Consider the following 17,881-nt stretch of genomic DNA (forward strand, 5'->3'; position numbering starts at 1 on the left):
TGGCAATGACACGTGTGCTCTATGACCTGGATGTGCTGCGCACGTTTTGCACCGGCGTCGAACTGGGCAGTTTCGCCCGCGCCGCGGACAAGCTCGGCCGCTCCACCTCGGCCGTCAGCGCCCAGCTCAAGAAGCTGGAATCCCAATGCGGCACGCCCTTGCTGCGCAAGTCCGGCCGGGGGCTGGTGCTGACGGAGGCCGGAGAAACCCTGCGCGGCTACGCGCTGCGCCTGCTCGAACTCAACGACCGCGCCGTGGCGGCCGTGCGCGGCAGCGAACTGCGGGGCCTGGTGCGCCTGGGCCTGCAGGAGGACCTGGGCGAAAGCGTGCTGCCCCATGTGCTGGGGCAGTTCGCGCGCGCCCATCCCCATGTGCGCATCGAAGCCAGCGTGGCCCGCAGCGATGAACTGCGCGAGCGCATCGCCCTCGGGCAATTCGACCTGGCCCTGCTATGGGATGCGGGCGTGAACCACGCGTGCGTGCATGGGGAGCACATCATGCGGCTGCCGCTCCAGTGGATTGGCCCGGCATCCATGGACGCGGCCGACGCCGGCTGGGCACGCTGGCGCAGTGGTGCAGCGCAGGACGACGACGTGCTGCCCCTGGCCATGCTCGATGCGCCTTGCCCCTTGCGGGACATCGTGACGGCTGCGCTGGACAAGAAGGGCATGGCCTGGCGCCATGCCTTCAACAGTGCCAGCCTGTCCGCCGTCTGGGCCGCCACGGCTGCAGGCCTGGGCCTGTCCGTGCGCACGCCGTTCGGCCTGCCCGCGCACGTCAAGCCGCTGGATGCGCAGGCCCTGGGCCTGCCGGCCCTGCCGTCCATGGATCTGATCCTGGGCCGTGCCACGCTCGATGCGCCAGCGCCCGTGGACCGGCTGGCCAGCATCCTGGTCGATGCGGTGCGCGAGCATATGCGCGCGCAGAAACTCGATATATAGGGCTACTTCTTCGCAACCAGGCCACTGAAGTATTCATTGAGGTCGCGGAAATCCTTCACGGTCCAGGCATGGGGCGGCACCTTCACCCCGTTTTCCCGCAAGGTCCTGGGAATCAGGTCGCCATTGGGGCGAAGAATGACGGACGAGACGATCACGCCCGGATAGTCATGGAGCCTTTTTCTGAACGCGGCGGTCGCCAGGTCGGGGGTGGGTGGATTGCTCTTGTTGGCCAGCGGGCCCGTACCCTTGGCGTCTGCCCCGTGGCACATGGCGCATCTGGACAGGTAGAGCTGCTTTCCATTGCTGTTGTCTGCAAGGCAGGGCAATGCCTGAATGCACAGCGATATTCCCAAGGATACGGCGACGATTGTTTTCATTGACTCGCGGATATTTTTTGGTATGAATCTGATCCGCCGCGATCATATGGTCCTGCACGGCCGCCCACGAAAAAGCCCTGCAACGCAGGGCTTGTCAAAGAAGCAGGGCGCGCGCCCGGCTTACTTCTTGGCGTACTCGAATTTGGGCAGCGCCTTCAGCGCGTCCTTGGTGGCGCCGGGCAGCGTGATCTTGTTGTTTTCCACGCGGAACTGGTTCACCGGAATGGCCACGTCATGCTTGCCCATGCCCAGGAAGCCGCCGGCGCCGACGATGGCGTAGGAGACCGCCTTGTCGGGTGCGACGATCACGTCGTCGATCTTGCCCACGGCCTTGCCTTCCTCGTTGTAGACGCTCTTGCCCAGCACGGACTTCTTCAGGCTCCAGCCCGTGGCCACGGCCTGGACTTCGGTGGCCGTCACGCCCAAGGTGGTGGTGCCCGCCACGGGCTGTGCCCAGCTGGTCGAGGCCGTGGCTGCGATCAGCGCGGTTGCGATCAAACCCATCTTCAGCGTCTTGAGACCTGTCATAGAGAACTCCTGGAAAACAAAATTTGAAGCCCTCATTAGGAGCGCAGCCCGGCAGCGGCGAGATCGGAAAACCAAGCAAAGCCATGTCAGCCGATCCAGCGCCACGGTGAGGAGACTGCCTACAGTCGTCCCGCCAATTGCCTGCGCCTGCGCCCGGCATGCCATGGCCAAGGCCCTTCATTTCCCCTGTGCGTATCGATTGCGCTCTTCGACGAATTTCCTGATTTCCGATGCCTCCATGGGCCTGCTGAAATAGTAGCCCTGTATCTCATCGAACCCCAGCGAAACCAGCAGATCGAAGACTTCGGCGCTGTCAACGCCTTCTGCCACAAGGCGGTAGCCAAGGTCCGAGGCCATGGTCATGATGGATTTGAGCACGGCCAGCGCCCGTTCATTGGTATCGACGTCGCAGACCATGGAGCGGTCTATCTTCAATATCTCGGCAGGCAGATTCTTGAGTGACGCAAGATTGGAGTAGGCGGCACCAAAATCATCCAGTGCGACCTGGATTCCGAGTTTTCTGATGTGCTGAAGCGCCTGGACCGTGCCGTGGCCTGTCAGCACATCGCTTTCGGTGCACTCGATCACGATATTTTCCAGGGCAACGCCATATTGACTGCACATGGCGTTGAGGTAGTCCGGAAAATCGACCTCGTCCAGATTGCGCGGCGAGACATTGATGGAGACCTGCAGGTCGAGACTTTCCGCTTTCCAGGCCGCAACCTGCGCCAGCGCCGTTTTGATCACGAACCGCGTCAGGCCATGGATCAACGGCGTGGCTTCCACCAGGGGGATGAATTCGCTGGGCGGGATTTCCCCCATTTCCGGGTGCTTCCAGCGGATGAGCGCCTCCAGCCCCTTGCAGCTGAAACTGCGGTTGTCGAATTTGGGCTGGTACACCAGCCGCAGCTGCCCCTTGTCCAGCGCATGCCCAAAGTCCCGCAATAGCCGATAGGATCTTCGCTGGCGGCTGTCCTCGTTCTCCTCATAGCGGTGAAGTGACCGATGGTCGTGGCCAGCCTGCTGCACGGACACCATGGCCTTGCGAATGACATCATCGACCTCGGCCTGGGCCAGGCGGAACCGCACCACGCCTGCCCGGGGCTGAAGTTCGAACCGGAGATCGGCACTGGTGATGGGCTTTTGCAGGTGTTTCAGCAATTGCCTGACCAGGGCCTCTTCATCTTCTTGCCTGCCCGCGCTGATGATCCAGGCAAACCTGGCCAGGCCCACGTGGTACACGGTTGCGTGCGGCCCCGTCATGTCCGTGACGGCCTTCGCAATGTCACGCAGGAGCTGCTCGACATAGTTCAAGCCCAGCGCATTGCTCATTTCCAGCAGGCTGCAATGGTTGATCGCTTCCATCAATACCAGGCTGCGTGCCTCCTGCGGGGCCACAATGCAAAGGCTGTTCAGGTCGCACTGGAGCTGCGAGCGATTGTGCAAGCCCGTGACCTCGTCTACTTTTCCAATGCTGTGATGGTATTGGATCTGAGCCTGCACTATCGCAGCCATGGCGGCCAGTTGCCGGCCTTGCTCTTCAGAGAAGGTTCTGGGTCGGGTATCGATGATGCACAGGCTGCCGATGGCATGGCCGGATTTCATGATCAGGGGAACGCCGGCATAGAACCTGATGTTCGGTTGGCCGGTTACCAGCGCATTGCCTGAGAACCTGCGGTCAAGGTGCGTGTCAGGAATCACCATGATTCCTTCGTTTCTGATGGTGTGGTCGCAGAAGGCGTCCGTGCGCAGGCTGCCGTCCATGTCCACACCTACGGGCGCCTTGAACCATTGCCTGTGCTCGTCCAGAACCGTGATGATGGCAATCGGCACCATGAACATCTGGCTGGTCAGCTGGGTGATGCGCTGAAATTCCCGTCTGGCGGTCATGTCCAGGATTTCAGCGGTCTGAAGTCCGAGCAGTTGCTCTTTCTCGGATTCGGTAGTCCAACGGGTGAGCATCGATTTCCTGCCTCAGTGAACCCACATCATGAAAATCCCGCTCCGCTTTGGCCGAAGGAATTACTGAACATCCAGCAGCGGCAACAGCTCCTGCAATTTGGCCAGCGCACCAGGGCCTTCCAGCTTGGAAATCGTGCCCAGATGTTCTGTATCTTCCACAATCACATAGGCCATGGACCACTTGGCGAAACGCCTTTGATCAATGCGCGTTTGCGGGAACATCGGCGTGAAGTTGATATGTCTTTCGTCGCGCGAGATGGACTCCACCAGCAAACCCAATTGCCGTGCCGGCCCTTCGACATACTGAAAGAAACGTTCCCCGTCGAAAACCAGCATGCCCGTGATCCCGGCCGACCCGTTGAACGAGCGTGCGGTCTTGATGATGCCCGCGATGCAGGTGGTGTCGGCCCCTGGTGCCAACTGACTGTGATAGAGGAAGCACTCCAGAGAACTCTCCTGCATAACCTCGCGCCTTTCTGTGTTGTAGGCCGGCGATGGTATGGCCTGCGCAGGACGGTCCACGTAGGTGTGCAACCCGTTGTTGCATATGTAACCATCCCGGCCTCCAGCGCCTGCTGCATCTGGCGCTGGTCAGCCTTGGTCTGCAGATGGGCTGGCCCATCTGCATGGGTATCTGCATGGGTGCATGGGTGCGGCGATGGCAGCCCGCTGGCTGCGGGCGCTCATGGCGAATCAGCCTTTGCGCAAATCTCCCGTACGCACCCGCGCAGCCAGCGGTGCGCAGCATCGGCATGCAGCCTGGGATGCCAGAGCAATGAAACCGTGATCTGCGGCATGGAGACCGGAAGGGGGAAGCTGTGCATTTGCGCGCGCAGTTTGCCGGTGTGTCGTTCGGGAACGCTGGCGATCAGGTCGCTGGCGCGGGCCAGGGCCAGCGCGCTGGAAAAGCCGCCGACGGTCGCAACGATCTGCCGCTGCAGGCCGAGCGCATTCAAGGCTTCATCAATGGGCCCCTTTTCCTGCCCCCGCCGGGACACCAGGATATGCCTGCCGCTCGCATAGCGCGCGGGTGTGATCTCGCCCTGGCTCAGCGGATGGCCCTGGCGCACGACGCCGATGAAACGGTCTCGGAACAGCGCCTGCGCGCGCACCTCCGGACCTATCGTGCTTGCGACAACGCCGGTCTCCAGGTCGACCGTCCCGTCGCGAAGCGGGCCGCTGTCCTTGTTGGTCTTTTGCACGAAGCAAATCCGTACGCCGGGCGCTTGCTGGCCCACGCGGGCAATGAGGTCCGGTCCGAAATTCTCCACGAAGCCTTCGCTGGTGCGCAGCGTGAACGTGCGCACCAGTTGTCCGAGGTCGGGCTGCCCGGCAGGGCGCAGAACAGCTTCCGTGTCCTGCACCAGCTGGCTGACCCGCTCGCGCAGCTCAAGCGCTCGCGGTGTGGGAACGAGACCCCGCCCGGCCCTGACCAGCAGCGGATCGCCGGTGGTCTCACGCAGCCGCGCCAGCGCCCGGCTCATTGCCGACGGGCTCAGCCGCAACCGCTGGGCCGCGCGCGCAACGTTTCCCTCCGCAAGGAGCACATCCAGGGTGACAAGCAGGTTGAGATCGGGCTTCGGCATGGATTGACCGTAGCACAGCGGGTAGTGACATGGCGTCAAACGCATGAATAAAGTGAGAGCAGTGCGCCTTCCGCCATGCCAGGCACGGCACTAGGCTCCTGAGAACTTGAATATGGGAGTCGCCAAAGATGAAGTCCACGTCGAAACCGATCGGTGCCGGAACAGGTGGGGCAGGGGCCGGCAGTGCGCAACAGGGGCCGCCAGTCCGGTGGGTGCTGGCCAGCCTTTCGCTGTCCATGCTGCTGTCCTCGCTGGGCACCAGCATCGCCAACGTGGGATTGCCCACCTTCGCGCAGGCGTTCAACGCGTCCTTCCAGCAGGTCCAGTGGATCGTCCTGGCCTATCTGCTGGCCATCACCGCCCTGACCGTCAGCGCCGGCCGGCTTGGCGATGTCCTGGGCCGCCGACGGCTGCTGCTGGCCGGCATCGTCCTGTTCACGCTGGCCTCGGTCCTTTGCGGCCTGGCTCCCAATCTCTGGCTGCTGATTGCCGCCCGGGCGGTGCAGGGCCTGGGCGCGGCCATCATGATGGCCCTCTCCATGGCGCTGGTCGCCGAGACTGTTCCGAAGGCGAGGACCGGTAGCGCGATGGGCCTGCTCGGAACGATGTCCGCGATGGGCACCACCCTCGGTCCAGCACTCGGCGGATATCTGATCGCCGGACCCGGCTGGCGGGCCATCTTCCTCATCAACCTGCCGCTGGGCGTCCTGACATTCCTTCTCGCGCATCGATACCTGCCCGTGCATCGCCAAGGGGCGCAGGCGGATCGGGCGCGCTTCGACCACCTGGGCACCTTGCTGCTCGCTCTGACGCTTGTGGCCTATGCACTCGCCATGACGCTGGGGCGCGCAAGCTTCGGTTCGCTCAACGGGGCTTTGCTGTCGGCCGCGGCCTTCGGCGTCGTGCTCTTCGCGAGGGCCCAGGCGGCAGCCGCATCGCCATTGATCCGATTGGAGCGGTTCCGCGATCCGGGCTTCAGCGCGAGCCTGGCCATGAATGCGCTCGTCTCGACGGTGATGATGGCGACGCTGGTGGGCGGGCCGTTCTATCTGTCTCGCGGGCTCGGGCTTGACGAAACCACGGTCGGGCTCGTGATGTCGGTGGGCCCGTTCATCGCCATCCTGAGCGGTGTCCCGGCCGGCCGTGTCGTCGATCGCCTGGGCGCTGCCCCCATGGTCATCGCCGGACTCATCGCCATGGCGGCGGGCGCATTCGCCCTGTCCGTGCTTGCGGCGATGTTCGGTGTTGCGGGCTACGTTGCCGCCATCGCCGTCCTGACCCCTGGCTACCAGCTGTTCCAGGCCGCCAACAACACGGCCGTCATGGCCGATGTCGCTGCGGACCAGCGTGGCGTGATGTCGGGCATGCTCGGACTGTCGCGCAACCTCGGGCTCGTCACCGGGGCATCCGTGATGGGGATGGTGTTCGCGTTCGCGTCAGGGACGGCCGACATCGCCGCGGCGCATCCCGGGGCCATTGCCCACGCGATGCGGATCACGTTCGCAGTCGCGGCAGTGCTGGTCGTGGCTGCGCTCGCGATTGCGATTGCGGCTGCGATTGCGGCTGCGGCCGCAAGCCGCGCTCCCGCGACCGGCGCGGCTACACCACGGCAGCGCTGAACGACTCCGGCAGCCGTGCAAGCAGATGGGACAGCCGTTGAAGACCGGCGTGCAGGCGTCCACGGTCCTTGATGCTGCCCAGGGAGATGCGGATGGCATTCACGGATTCGCTGCCGGTGGCGAATGCCTGCGCGGGCGTGACGGCGATGCCCTCGCTGTCGGCGGCACGTGCCAGCTGGGCGCTAGTCCAGTACCCCGGCAGCTCCAGCCATACATGCAGGCCGTCCCCGGCGCCGCTGTACCGCCCCGCCAGGATGTCCCTGGCCATCCGGTGGCGCAGGCGCGCCTCCTTGCGCACGCCGTCCATCAATTGCCCGGCCGAACCATCGAGGATCCACTGCGTGGCCAGCGCGGCCGTCACCGGAGTGGCCATCAGCGCAAAGGACCTGAGCGCCACCAGGAAGCGCTGGCGTTCATGCGGGTCGCGCATGAGCACGAAGGCCACGCGCAGGCCGGGCGTCAGGCATTTGGACAGGGTCGAGATGTAGTACACCTGCTGCGGGGCGAATGCGGCAATGGGCGGCGGCGGGGCGTCGGCCAGCAGCCAGTAGGGGTCGTCCTCGACGATGCGCACCTGGCAGCGCCTGGCTACGCTGGCCAGCTGCTTGCGCCGGCCTTCCGACATGGTGATGGCGGTCGGGTTCTGCAGTGTCGGATTGAGGTAGACCAGCGCCGGCCTGTGCTCGCGGCAGGCCCGCTCCAGCATCTCCGGCACCATCCCCTGCCTGTCCGCCTGCACCGCCAGGATGCGCCGGCCGAACTGGGCCGCTGCGGCACGCAGGCCGGGATAGCTGGCGGGCTCCGCCAGGATCACGTCGCCCGGCGCGGTCAGCGCAAGAATCAGGGCGGCGATCGCCGCCTGCGCCCCGGGGCAGACAACGATCTGCCTGTCATCCAGACTTCCAAACATCGGCTCCAGCCATTGGGCTGCGGCCTTGCGGTCGGAATCGCTGCCCCCGCCCAGGTGGTAGGTCATCAGCAGCTGGGCATCGGCCCTCATCAATACCTGCGACAAGCCCTGTTTGAGCATGTCGTCGAAGTCCACGCCCTCGGGCGGCGGCGGGGTGTTCATGCTCAGGTCGAGCACCGAGCTCCATTCGACCTTCGGCGCCGCGACATAGGTGCCTCGCGCGCCGCGTCCTTCCAGCAGGTGGCGCCGCCGGGCCTCGTCGTAGGCGCGGGTGATGGTCGTCAGGTCCACATCCAGCTGCGCTGCCAGCAGGCGCTGCGGAGGCAGGCGGTCACCCGGTTTCAGCGATCCGTCCGCCACCGCTGCCTGCAAGGCATCCGCAATCTGCAGAAAACGGGGGCCGCGCTGCACGGCCAGGCGCGGCAGCCAGCTTGGCAAAGAGTCATCTTGCATGGTTTTCAGCAGCGATGTTTGGGTCCATGTATGGAAATTGCTTTTGGGTAGTATGCGCCACAAGGTGTGGCAGCACCGTGCTTGCATGGCCGTCGCTGACGCTCTGCCTCTCATGTCCGGGAGGGGGGCTCCCCACCGTGGACAGTGCCAAGTCATTGGCTGGAAGTTCTCAAAATGATCGATTGGATCCCCGTAGTCTTCGTCACGTTCAAGGCGCTCGTGTTCGGCACGGCCATGTTCTTCGCCATCAAGTGGCATTACGACCAAGGCAAGAAGAAGGGGGCGGACAGGCGCGAGCTGCTCATTGCGGGCGGCAAGATCGCTGCCGTCTTCACGCTGCTGCTGCTGTGCGTGCTGGCCTTCACCTTCGGCCTTGCCAGGATGCTCGGCATGGATCTGAGCCTTCCCTGAAGGCAGGCACTGGCGGGCCTCAGTGCACGGGCCGGTTCAGCCGCCTGCTCGCCCTGGATATCGCGTAGTTCACAAGGCAGTAGAGCACCGCCACCACCAGGTACACGGGCACCAGCGCGTGGTAGTTGGCAATGAGCACCTTGGCGTTCTGCATGAGCTCGCCGTAGGTGACGATGTAGCCGAAGGTGGTGTCCTTGACCACGATGACCAGCTGCGCGACCAGCGCCGGCACGATGAAGCGCACCGCCTGGGGGAAGACGACGAACCGGAAGACCTGGACCTCGGTCAGTCCCAGGCTTCGCGCGGCATCGGTCTGGCCGCGTGGCACGGCAAGCACGCCCGCGCGGTAGACCTCGGCCACCACGGCGGCGGTGCTCAGGCCTATGGGCAGGGTCAGCATCCAGTAGGTGCTCAGCTTGATGCCGGCGGCGGGCAGCACCAGAAAGCACACGTAGATGAGCAGCAGCGTGGGCGTGCCGCGCAGGAATTCGATGACGGCGATGCTGGGCCAGCGCACGATGCGGGGCCGCGCCAGGCGCCCCGCCAGCAGCACCAGCCCCAGGGCCAGCGCAATCACGGCGGCCATGGCCGACGATGCCAGCGTGCCGAGCAGGCCCTTGGCCAGAAAGGCCCAGGTGGTGGGCCAGGCGAAGAATTCCCAGAACCGGGCCTCGAGCTGGCCTGCGGAATGAAAACGCCACACGACGCCCGCAGCCAGCGCAATCAGCCCGGCCGCGGCGATCAGGCTGACCGCCTGCGTGATCTTCCTGGCCTGCGGGCTGGGCGCGCCAAACAGAATGTCTTCCAGAGAACGGCTCATCGCAGTATCCGCAGCTTATTTTCCAAGATGGCGCCCGCCCAGGCGATCAGCAATCCGGTGGCCACGTACAGGGCGGCGGCCACCGCGAACGCGGCCATGCCGGCAGCGGAGTCGTTGGCGATCTTGGACACGAGCGCCGTGAGCTCCCGGCCCGCCAGCGGCACCTGGGATGCCAGCGAGGTGGACAGCATCAGCGCAATGAGCAGCGACGTCATCGGCTGCACCACCGAGCGCAGCGCCTGCGGCAGCACCACGGCCGAGATGATCTGCATGGGCCGCATGCCCAGGCTCAGTGCCGCCTCGATCTGGCTGCCGGCGATGGTGTTGATGCCCGCGCGCAGATAGTCCGCCGTGAACGCGGAACACACCAGCGCCAGGGCCAGGACCACGCTGGGCTCATAGTCGATCACGACGTTGAGATCGGGCAGCGCGAACACGATGAAGATCAGCAGCGCCACGCTGGGGATGTTGCGGAAGATCTCGACGTAGCCCGTCAGCACGAAGCGCAGCGGCGGCAGCGGAAGCAACCGGAGCACCGTGACGACCACGCCCAGCAGGAAGCCGGGCAGGAACGAGAACGCGGTGAGCTTCCAGGTCAGCAAGAGGGCCTGCCAGAAGGCAGGCCCGTGGTCGGCGAGGAGTCTGGAGACGTCACCCATCGCTCAGGGCAGGGCGGGCGGCGTGGGAACGGCCGTGCTGCCGGTGCGCTGGCCGATGGAGATGGTCCACAGCTTGGCCCAGGTGCCGTCGGCTTCGATTTTCTTCAGGAAGGCGTTGATGAAGGCCACGCCGTCCGAGCCCTTGGGCAGGCCGATGCCATAGGAATCCTGCGTGCCGAAGGGCGCGCCCGCCAGCCGCGCGTCGCCGGTGCCCAGGCTCAGGGTGTTGAGCAGCAGGGTGTAGTCGGTCACATAGGCGTCCACGCGGCCCTGGCGCAGGGAGTCCAGCGCTTCCTGGTGCGTCTGGAACTCCTGCACGACCGCCTTGGGCGCGTGCTGCGCCAGGATGGCAGGCCCCGTGGAGCCGGCCTGCGTGGCGACCTTCTTGCCGCCCAGATCGCTGTACGACTGCACGGTCTTGTTGCTTGCCTTGACCAGCACCCCGGCCTGCGAGGTGTAGTAGGGGCCGGCAAACGAGATCTTCTCGGCACGGGCGGGGGTGATGGAGTAGGTGGCAATCACCATGTCCGCCTGGTTGTTGATCAGCACCTGCTCGCGCGTGGACGAGGTGACCTGCGCGAACTGGTACTTGGACGCATCGCCCAGGATGTAGCGCGTGAGCAGCTGGGCCAGGCCTGCGTCGAAGCCGCGGATCTTGCCGTCCTTCTCGTTGAGCAGGGAAAACAGATTGGAGGTCTGGGTGCTGCCCAGGCGCAGCGTGCCGGCCTGCTTGATCTTGCTGGCCCAGGTGCTCGATGCGATGGTCGCGGCGTCGGCGACGGGGCCTTGCGCAATCAGGGCGTCGAACGCCGCTGTGTTCAGGGGCGCGCCCTGCGCAAAGAGCGAACCGCTGCCCACGATCGCCAGTGCCACCACGGTGGATTTCAGAATGGATTGGATCGGCATGGGGTCTTCCTGCTGGGTCTGTGATGTAAATCTGGGGATGGCTGCCAGGGGCAAGGGCCGATTATGGCGACTCGCGGCCCTTGCCGCCGCACAAGGGCTCAGGCCCCGGCCACGCGCTGTCCCGGCGCAATGGTGGGGGGCGCTGCGTTGAGCGTCTCGATCGCAAAGCCGGCAGCGGCCTTGTAGCGGGCCATGAAGCCCTCGCGCTCCTCGCGTGGCAGCACCTCGTCGATATGGTCGAAGACGCCGCCGCAGCGCTCGTCCACCAGCCCCAGCAGGCCGAAGGGGCCGGCCCCCCGGTTGCGCAGCACCAGCGCCGAGAGGTCCTTGCACAGCTTGTCGTCATAGGCGCGCAGCGCCTGCGGGCCCACGCCGTGGGCAAGGAACTGCGCACCCAGCACGCGCGCGTCCACGATGGCCTGGCTGGCGCCATTGGAGCCCACCGGGTACATCACATGCGCCGCATCGCCCAGCAAGGCCACGCGGCCGTCCACCCAGGTGGGCACGGGGTCGCGGTCGATCATGGGGTACTCGAAGACATCCGTGGCGCCGCGCAGCATGGCCGGCACGTCCAGCCAGCCGTAGTCCCAGCCGTCGAAGTGGTGGATGAATTCCTCCAGCGCCACGCGCCGGTTCCAGTCGCCCTGCCGCCAGCCGCCCTGGTTGTCCACCGTGATCTCGGCGATCCAGTTGATGGTGGCCAGGCCCGTGACGGGGGCCGGCGGCGTGATGGGGTACAGCACCACGCGATGGCGCAGCGAGCCCACGCCCACGAAGGACGCGCCGGTGCGCACCGGCACCCCGGGCGTGGTGCCGCGCCACATGATGGCGCCGCCCCACTGTATGGGCGGCTGCGTGGGGTGCATCTGCGCGCGCACGGCCGAGTGCAGGCCATCGGCCGCCACCAGCAGCGAGCCCTGCACCTCCAGCCGCTGGCCATCGCGGGTGTCGATGAGGGCGGTCACGCCCTCGGCATCCTGCCGGTAGCCCACCACGCGCCGGCCCAGCTGCACGGCGTCGTCGCCCAGGCGCTGCCTGACGGCGTTGAACAGCATCATCTGCAGCTGCCCGCGGTGCACCGCGTACTGCGGCCAGCGGTAGCCGGCCTGCAGCCCGCGCGGCTCGGCATACACCTCGTTGCCGTTGCGCCCGACCAGCGCCCATTCCCGGGCCTGCAGGCCGATGGTGTCCAGCACATCGTTGCCGAAGCCCAGGTCATGCAGCTCCCGCACCGCGTTCGGCTGCAGGTTGATGCCCACGCCCAGCGGCTGCAGCTGCGCCACCGACTCGAACACGATGCAGGGCACGCCGATCTGGTGCAGCGTGAGGGCAGTGGCCATGCCACCGATGCCGCCGCCGGCAATGAGCACGGGGCGGGATGGATTGTGGTGTGAAGCAGCAGCAGACATGCCGGGATTGTCCATGCAATGGCTGCGGGCGGATGTCCCATCTGCGGCGCGTGCATGGCGCAAACAATGTATGATGACCATCATGCGAAACACAAATTCCAGCGCCCGGGCTTCCGCCAAGGAGGCCACGCATGAGCGCATCGTCTCCGTGGCGGCGCGTGCCATCCGCCGCAGCGGCTATGGCGGCACCGGGGTGGCGGACATCATGAAGGAGGCGGGCCTGACGCATGGCGCCTTCTACGCCCATTTCGCCTCGCGCGATGCCATGCTGGCCGAAGCGGCGGGCAAGGCCTGCGCCGAGTCCTGCGCCGCCGTCGCCGACGTGGTGGCCAAGGCACCGCCCGGCATGGCGCTGCAGGCCATGCTGGCCGCCTATCTTTCCAAGGAACATGTCCAGCGCGCCGAGTTGGGCTGCCCCCTGGCGGCCCTGGGCTCCGAGACCTCGCGCCAGGCGCCGGAGGTGCGCCGCGTGGCCACGGGCCACATCAAGGAAATGGTCGATCTCATCGCCCGCCAATCACCGGACTGGGGACAGCCCGGTGCCCACGAGCGCGCGCTCGTCACCTTGTCCACCATGGTCGGCAGCCTGCTGCTGGCACGGGCGGTGGACGATCCGGCCCTGTCCGACAGCCTGCGCGAGGCAGCACTCAAGCACCTGGCGCCGGCCAACCAGTGATGGCGCATGCCCAGTGCCTGTGCCTGGATTTTTTCGTCTTTACATATGATGATCATCATATAAAGGAGAGCCATGAAGGCATTCATTCTGGAAAGCTATGGAGCGAACCGCGCCTTGCAGCTGGCAGACGTACCCGAGCCGCAGCTGCGTGACGACGAAGTCCTGGTCCAGGTCCATGCCGCAGGCGTGAACCAGCTGGACTCCAAGATCAGGGACGGGCAATTCAAGCTCATCCTGCCCTATCGCCTGCCCCTGATCCTGGGCCACGACGTGGCCGGCGTGGTGGTCAAGGCCGGCCCGCGCGTGCGGCAGTTCAAGCCCGGTGACGAGGTCTATGCGCGCACGGACGATTTCCGGATCGGCACGTTCGCGGAGTTCGTGCCGGTCAGGGAATCATCGCTGGCGCCCAAGCCCAAGGGGCTCACGATGGAAGAGGCCGCCTCCATTCCCCTGGTGGGCCTGACGGCCTGGCAGGTCCTGGTCGAGACGGCCCGGCTGGCCAGGGGGCAGAAGGTCTTCATCCAGGCCGGCTCCGGCGGCGTGGGCACGTTCGCCATCCAGCTGGCCCGGCACCTGGGCGCCACTGTGGCCACCACGACGAGCGCGGCCAACTTCGATCTGGTCAGGGGCCTGGGCGCGGATGTCGTCATCGACTACCGCACGCAGGACTTCGAGGATGTCCTGCACGACTACGACGTGGTGCTCAACAGCCAGGACGGCAAGGCGCTTGGCAAATCCCTGCGCGTGCTCAAGGGCGGCGCCAAGCTGGTCTCCATCTCCGGCCCACCCGATCCCGCGTTTGGCAGAAACATCGCGGCGCCTGCATTCGTGCGGCTGGTGATGCGGCTGCTCAGCTCCGGCATCAGGCGCCGGGCGCGAAGCCGTGGCATCGACTACTCCTTTGTCTTCATGAAGGCCGACGGTGGCCAGCTGCGCGAGATCACCCGCCTCATCGAGGCGGGCGCCATCCGCCCGGTCGTGGACAAGGTCTTCGCATTCGAGTGCACCAACGAGGCCCTTGCCTATGCCGAAGCCGGCCATGCCAAGGGCAAGGTCGTCATCAAGATCCGTTGAATCTGTTTCCCCCACCCCTGGAGTGCTCCATGAAAATTGAAAACGCTGTTGTTCTCGTCACCGGTGCCAATCGCGGCATCGGCCTGGCCTTCGCACGCGAGCTGCTTGCCCGTGGCGCCCGCAAGGTCTACGCCGGCGCGCGCGACCCCGCCACCGTCACCCAGCCCGGCGTGCATGCCCTGCAGCTGGACGTGAACCGCCCGCAGGACGTGGCCGCCGCCGCAGCGCAGGCGTCGGACGTCACGCTGGTGATCAACAACGCCGGCATCGCGCAGCCCGGCGGCTTTCTGGCGCCCGACAGCGAAGAGGTCGCCAGGCGCATCTTCGAGACCAACTTCTTCGCCGTGCTGCGCATGAGCCAGGCCTTTGCGCCGGTTCTCAAGGCCAACGGCGGCGGGGCCTTGCTCAATGTGCTGTCGGTGGCCTCCTGGGTCAATGGCGGCGAACTGGCCGCCTACTCGGCCAGCAAGTCGGCCGCCTGGTCGCTCACCAACGCCCTGCGCAGCGAGCTTGCAGGGCAGAAGACACAGGTGCTGGGCCTGCACATGGCCTATGTCGATACCGACCTCACACGCGGGCTTGACGCACCGAAGTCCAGCCCCGAGGACATCGTCAGCCGCGCGCTGGACGGACTGGAGGCTGGGCTCGATGAAGTGCTGGCCGACGAGCTCACCCAGCAGGTCAAGCGCGGCATGACGGCGGCCCGGCCAAGCTATCTGCCGCAGGGCGCCTGAGCCTGGATGACCGTCGCAGCCCGTGGCCGGACCATCAACACAGGCCGGGCCATGAAGTGCGCGCCATGGCAGATCCGCAGCCCATTGTCTGGGCCTCGGTGCCGGCGTAGTCGGCCAGCGTGTCGGCGCTGTCGCGGATGCTTTGCAGGGCGCGGGCCACCACGTCCAGGTGGCGATGGCCCTTGGGGGTCTCCAGCCATGCCAGGGCGAGCTGGGCGATGGCGGAGATTTCTGCACAGCCTTGCTGCACGAGATGGTCCACCTGGGTGAGGGCGTTGGACAGCTGCCGGGTGCTGTGGCTGTCCGTGGTGGGGGAGGGCTGGGCGGGGTTCATGCCATGTCCCTCCGCAGTTGGCCGGGCACAAAGGCCTGGCATGAGGGAGGGGCTGCGCCAAAAGACGGCGCGCAGGCGAGAGAAACGGCGTTCATTGTTCCGTGCTCCATTGCGGATCGAATCCACAGGCCATCGCATCTGCGTTGACTGATGGATTCGGTGTACCAAGCCTCGCTTTCGGAGAGGCTGTGCCGCTATACGACGGATGTTTTGAAGCATCAGCCCCGGGACAGGGGGCCGGGGCGGATGATAGCGCGGGCGGGGAGGGGAACGCCCATTTTTTTGGGGGGGTGAGGCTTGCGAAACGTCCAGTCAAGCGCGGCACGAACGCACAGTCAAGCCGCCAGGGCTGCGCGCCCGCAAGATGGCCGGCAGTGCGCATCCACCCGTGCCACACGCTTGCATCAACATGGCTTTCAGCGCTTGATACACAAGCGCTGAAAGCATTTTTCATGGCCGATCGCGGCTGGGTGGAACACCGCTCCACCCACCCACCCCATCGCCATGAAAACCCTTGCCCTTCGAATTGCCATGCTGCTGCTGACGGCGGCGGCTTCAGTGTCTGCTGGTGCAGTCACGGTATTCGACAACCTGGCAGCCGCCAATGACCCGTGGCTCATCCAGCACAACTCCAGCTACCACACCAAACTGTGGGTGGCCAACCGCATCCCGATTGGCAGCCAGTCGCTGCGCATCACGCAGGTGAAGATGAATCTCACCCAGATCGACCAGTTCGAGCTGCAAGTGTGCGCAACCGACGCCAGCGCCGCCACGCCGTTCGTGGACATGACGGCCTGCGCCCCCTTCACCGCCGACGCGGCCACGCCGGGCATGCGCGTGTTCACGGGCGACCGCATCGTGGCGGCGGGCGACTTTGCCTGGGTGGTGGTGCGCAGCATCGGCCAGACCATGATCCGCCGCCAGATCACCACGGCCACCAACGACGGGCTGACCTGGTATTCAGGCGCGAGCCACAACCCGGCCTGGGTGGCCGAGCCGCAGACCTCCATCGGCATGACGGTCGAGGCCGGCTCCGTGCAGCTCGATGGCGTGTGCGGCAGTGCCAGCAGCACCACGCCTCGCCGTTATCCGCCAGACGCCTTGCTGTGCAGCGTGGGCACGACCAGCGGCGTGATGGGTGAAACCTACTCCTTCTCCTGGGTGTGCCAGAGCAGCTACGGCGGCAACCCTTCGCCGCAATGCTCCGTGCCTCGCGCCTACCTCGTTACCTCCCAGGCCACGGGCGGCGGCAGCATCGAGGCGGGGCGCGATGTAGCGGCGGGGCAGCAGGCCAGCTTCACGCTCACCACGCCACCGGGCTATACGGTGCAGGTCAGCGGCTGCGGCGGATCGCTTGCGGGCAACACCTACACCACTGCGACCATTACCGGCAATTGCACCATCAGCGCCACCTTCGCCCCGCCGCCCACCAATGGCGCGTGTGGCAGCACTGCGCCTTCGCTCACCTTGCCAACCCTCTTGTGCAGCGTCGGTTCGGCCACCAACCAGTCTGCCGCGTCCGATGCCTTCCGCTGGAATTGCGCGGGCATCAGCGGCGGCACCACGGCCGCTTGCCTGGCACCGCGCCAGTACATGGTGACAGTCAACACGGATGCGGGCATTGCCAGCGCACAGTGCACCCCGAACCCCGTGACCCATGGCTCCAGCGCCACCTGCACGGCCACGGCGCACGACCCTGTCGCCCGCCCCTTCAGCGGCTGGGGCGGCGCCTGCAGCGGCACGGGGGCTTGCCAGCCCGTGGTGCTCGGGGCTACCACCGTCTCTGCCAACACGACGCTCATCACCTACGCCATCACTACCACTGCCACCACGGGCGGGAGCATGTCTTGCACGCCCAACCCCGTGCCCCACGGCCAGGCCGCTGGCTGCACTGCCACGCCGCAAACGGGCTTTCAGTTCACCGGCTGGACGGGCGATTGCGCGGGCACGGGTGCATGCCAGTTCACCAACGTGACCAGCGCGCACAGCGTGGGAGCCACCTTCGCGCCGATTACCTACGCCATCGCCACCCCTGCCGTCACCGGCGGCAGCGTGAACTGCACGGCCAACCCCGTGCCCCATGGGCAAGACACCATCTGCGTCGCCTCGCCCGCGATGGCCTACCACTTCACCCATTGGTCGGGCGATTGCGCGGGCACTGCCAGCGCGTGCATTCTCTACAACGTGACCAGCCCGCGCAGCGTGGGTGCCACATTTGTACTCAACACCTATTCCATCGGCATCGTCCCCGCCCCGGCCAACGGCACAGTCACCTGCACGCCCAACCCCGTCACTCACGGCCAGGACGCAAGCTGCACCGCCACGCCCGATGCGGGCTACCACTTCACCAGTTGGTCGGGCGATTGCACGGGCACGGGTGCATGCCAGTTCACCAGCGTGACCGCGTCGCGCACCGTCTCGGCCACCTTCACGCCCAACACCCACTCCATCGCCACCCCCGCCGCCGTCAACGGCACGGTCA

Annotated in this window: 18 protein-coding genes; 7 read left to right on the plus strand and 11 right to left on the minus strand. The window is 66.0% G+C overall.

Annotated elements, in window-relative coordinates; all coding sequences use genetic code 11:
• Positions 1-5 precede the first annotated feature (5 nt).
• Positions 6-941: a LysR substrate-binding domain-containing protein gene (locus tag DTS01S_RS25345; protein WP_016446398.1), complete on the plus strand. Its 936-nt coding sequence runs from the start codon at positions 6-8 to the stop codon at positions 939-941.
• Positions 942-943: 2 nt separating this feature from the next.
• Here the strand turns inward: DTS01S_RS25345 and DTS01S_RS25350 are convergent, their stop codons facing one another.
• From DTS01S_RS25350 to DTS01S_RS25370, 5 genes are all read right to left on the minus strand, one after another.
• On the minus strand, positions 944-1,318 hold the full coding sequence (locus DTS01S_RS25350) for a c-type cytochrome (protein ID WP_016446397.1): 375 nt from the start codon (positions 1,316-1,318) through the stop codon (positions 944-946).
• Positions 1,319-1,438: 120 nt separating this feature from the next.
• A complete protein-coding gene (locus tag DTS01S_RS25355) occupies positions 1,439-1,846 on the minus strand; it encodes a PRC-barrel domain-containing protein (RefSeq protein ID WP_017404321.1) in 408 nt (135 codons plus the stop codon).
• 177 nt (positions 1,847-2,023) lie between these two features.
• Positions 2,024-3,808 (minus strand): putative bifunctional diguanylate cyclase/phosphodiesterase, encoded by a 1,785-nt coding sequence (locus tag DTS01S_RS25360; RefSeq protein ID WP_026062114.1) that lies wholly within the window; start codon positions 3,806-3,808, stop codon positions 2,024-2,026.
• A 60-nt stretch (positions 3,809-3,868) separates the two neighbouring features.
• On the minus strand, positions 3,869-4,342 hold the full coding sequence (locus DTS01S_RS25365) for a BLUF domain-containing protein (protein WP_223275322.1): 474 nt from the start codon (positions 4,340-4,342) through the stop codon (positions 3,869-3,871).
• Between the two features lie 149 nt (positions 4,343-4,491).
• The gene (locus DTS01S_RS25370; RefSeq protein WP_026062113.1) at positions 4,492-5,394 is read right to left on the minus strand and encodes a LysR family transcriptional regulator; all 903 of its coding nucleotides are present in this window, start codon (positions 5,392-5,394) and stop codon (positions 4,492-4,494) included.
• Positions 5,395-5,522: 128 nt separating this feature from the next.
• Between DTS01S_RS25370 and DTS01S_RS25375 the strand changes: the two genes are divergently transcribed.
• Positions 5,523-7,013, plus strand: a complete 1,491-nt coding sequence (locus DTS01S_RS25375; protein WP_061289481.1) for an MFS transporter — start codon at positions 5,523-5,525, stop codon at positions 7,011-7,013.
• Here the strand turns inward: DTS01S_RS25375 and DTS01S_RS25380 are convergent.
• Positions 6,994-8,376, minus strand: coding sequence for an aminotransferase-like domain-containing protein (locus DTS01S_RS25380; RefSeq protein ID WP_061289484.1), 1,383 nt, complete (start codon positions 8,374-8,376; stop codon positions 6,994-6,996). The two genes, DTS01S_RS25375 and DTS01S_RS25380, sit on opposite strands and share 20 nt — an antisense overlap.
• Positions 8,377-8,550: 174 nt before the next feature.
• On the opposite strand from DTS01S_RS25380, the gene DTS01S_RS25385 reads away from it, so the two are divergent.
• Positions 8,551-8,787: a hypothetical protein gene (locus tag DTS01S_RS25385; RefSeq protein ID WP_016446390.1), complete on the plus strand. Its 237-nt coding sequence runs from the start codon at positions 8,551-8,553 to the stop codon at positions 8,785-8,787.
• Positions 8,788-8,806: 19 nt separating this feature from the next.
• Here the strand turns inward: DTS01S_RS25385 and DTS01S_RS25390 are convergent, their stop codons facing one another.
• From DTS01S_RS25390 to DTS01S_RS25405, 4 genes are all read right to left on the minus strand, one after another.
• Complete coding sequence (locus DTS01S_RS25390; protein WP_061289486.1) at positions 8,807-9,607, minus strand: amino acid ABC transporter permease; 801 nt, start codon at positions 9,605-9,607, stop codon at positions 8,807-8,809.
• Positions 9,604-10,266, minus strand: a complete 663-nt coding sequence (locus DTS01S_RS25395; protein WP_061289489.1) for an ABC transporter permease subunit — start codon at positions 10,264-10,266, stop codon at positions 9,604-9,606. The genes DTS01S_RS25390 and DTS01S_RS25395 overlap by 4 nt, the downstream gene beginning before the upstream one ends.
• A 3-nt stretch (positions 10,267-10,269) precedes the next feature.
• Positions 10,270-11,172, minus strand: a complete 903-nt coding sequence (locus DTS01S_RS25400) for a glutamate ABC transporter substrate-binding protein (protein ID WP_016446387.1) — start codon at positions 11,170-11,172, stop codon at positions 10,270-10,272.
• A 98-nt stretch (positions 11,173-11,270) separates the two neighbouring features.
• Positions 11,271-12,581, minus strand: a complete 1,311-nt coding sequence (locus tag DTS01S_RS25405; RefSeq protein ID WP_061289495.1) for a flavin-dependent oxidoreductase — start codon at positions 12,579-12,581, stop codon at positions 11,271-11,273.
• Positions 12,582-12,651: 70 nt separating this feature from the next.
• Between DTS01S_RS25405 and DTS01S_RS25410 the strand changes: the two genes are divergently transcribed.
• The 3 genes from DTS01S_RS25410 to DTS01S_RS25420 all read left to right on the plus strand — a co-directional run bounded on the left by DTS01S_RS25410 (position 12,652) and on the right by DTS01S_RS25420 (position 15,065).
• A complete protein-coding gene (locus DTS01S_RS25410; RefSeq protein ID WP_017404313.1) occupies positions 12,652-13,257 on the plus strand; it encodes a TetR/AcrR family transcriptional regulator in 606 nt (201 codons plus the stop codon).
• Between the two features lie 72 nt (positions 13,258-13,329).
• Complete coding sequence (locus tag DTS01S_RS25415) at positions 13,330-14,331, plus strand: NADP-dependent oxidoreductase (RefSeq protein ID WP_061289492.1); 1,002 nt, start codon at positions 13,330-13,332, stop codon at positions 14,329-14,331.
• 29 nt (positions 14,332-14,360) lie between these two features.
• Positions 14,361-15,065 carry an SDR family oxidoreductase gene (locus tag DTS01S_RS25420; protein ID WP_016446383.1) on the plus strand — a complete coding sequence of 235 codons (705 nt, stop codon included), beginning with the start codon at positions 14,361-14,363 and terminating at the stop codon, positions 15,063-15,065.
• A 34-nt stretch (positions 15,066-15,099) separates the two neighbouring features.
• On the opposite strand, the gene DTS01S_RS25425 is transcribed toward DTS01S_RS25420, so the two are convergent.
• On the minus strand, positions 15,100-15,399 hold the full coding sequence (locus tag DTS01S_RS25425) for a hypothetical protein (RefSeq protein WP_016446382.1): 300 nt from the start codon (positions 15,397-15,399) through the stop codon (positions 15,100-15,102).
• A 504-nt stretch (positions 15,400-15,903) separates the two neighbouring features.
• Between DTS01S_RS25425 and DTS01S_RS25430 the strand changes: the two genes are divergently transcribed.
• A partial coding sequence (locus DTS01S_RS25430; RefSeq protein WP_455737552.1) for an InlB B-repeat-containing protein occupies positions 15,904-17,881 on the plus strand: 1,978 nt, incomplete at its 3' end.

This window comes from Delftia tsuruhatensis NBRC 16741 (assembly GCF_001571325.1).
GTDB classification, from domain to species: domain Bacteria; phylum Pseudomonadota; class Gammaproteobacteria; order Burkholderiales; family Burkholderiaceae_C; genus Comamonas; species Comamonas tsuruhatensis.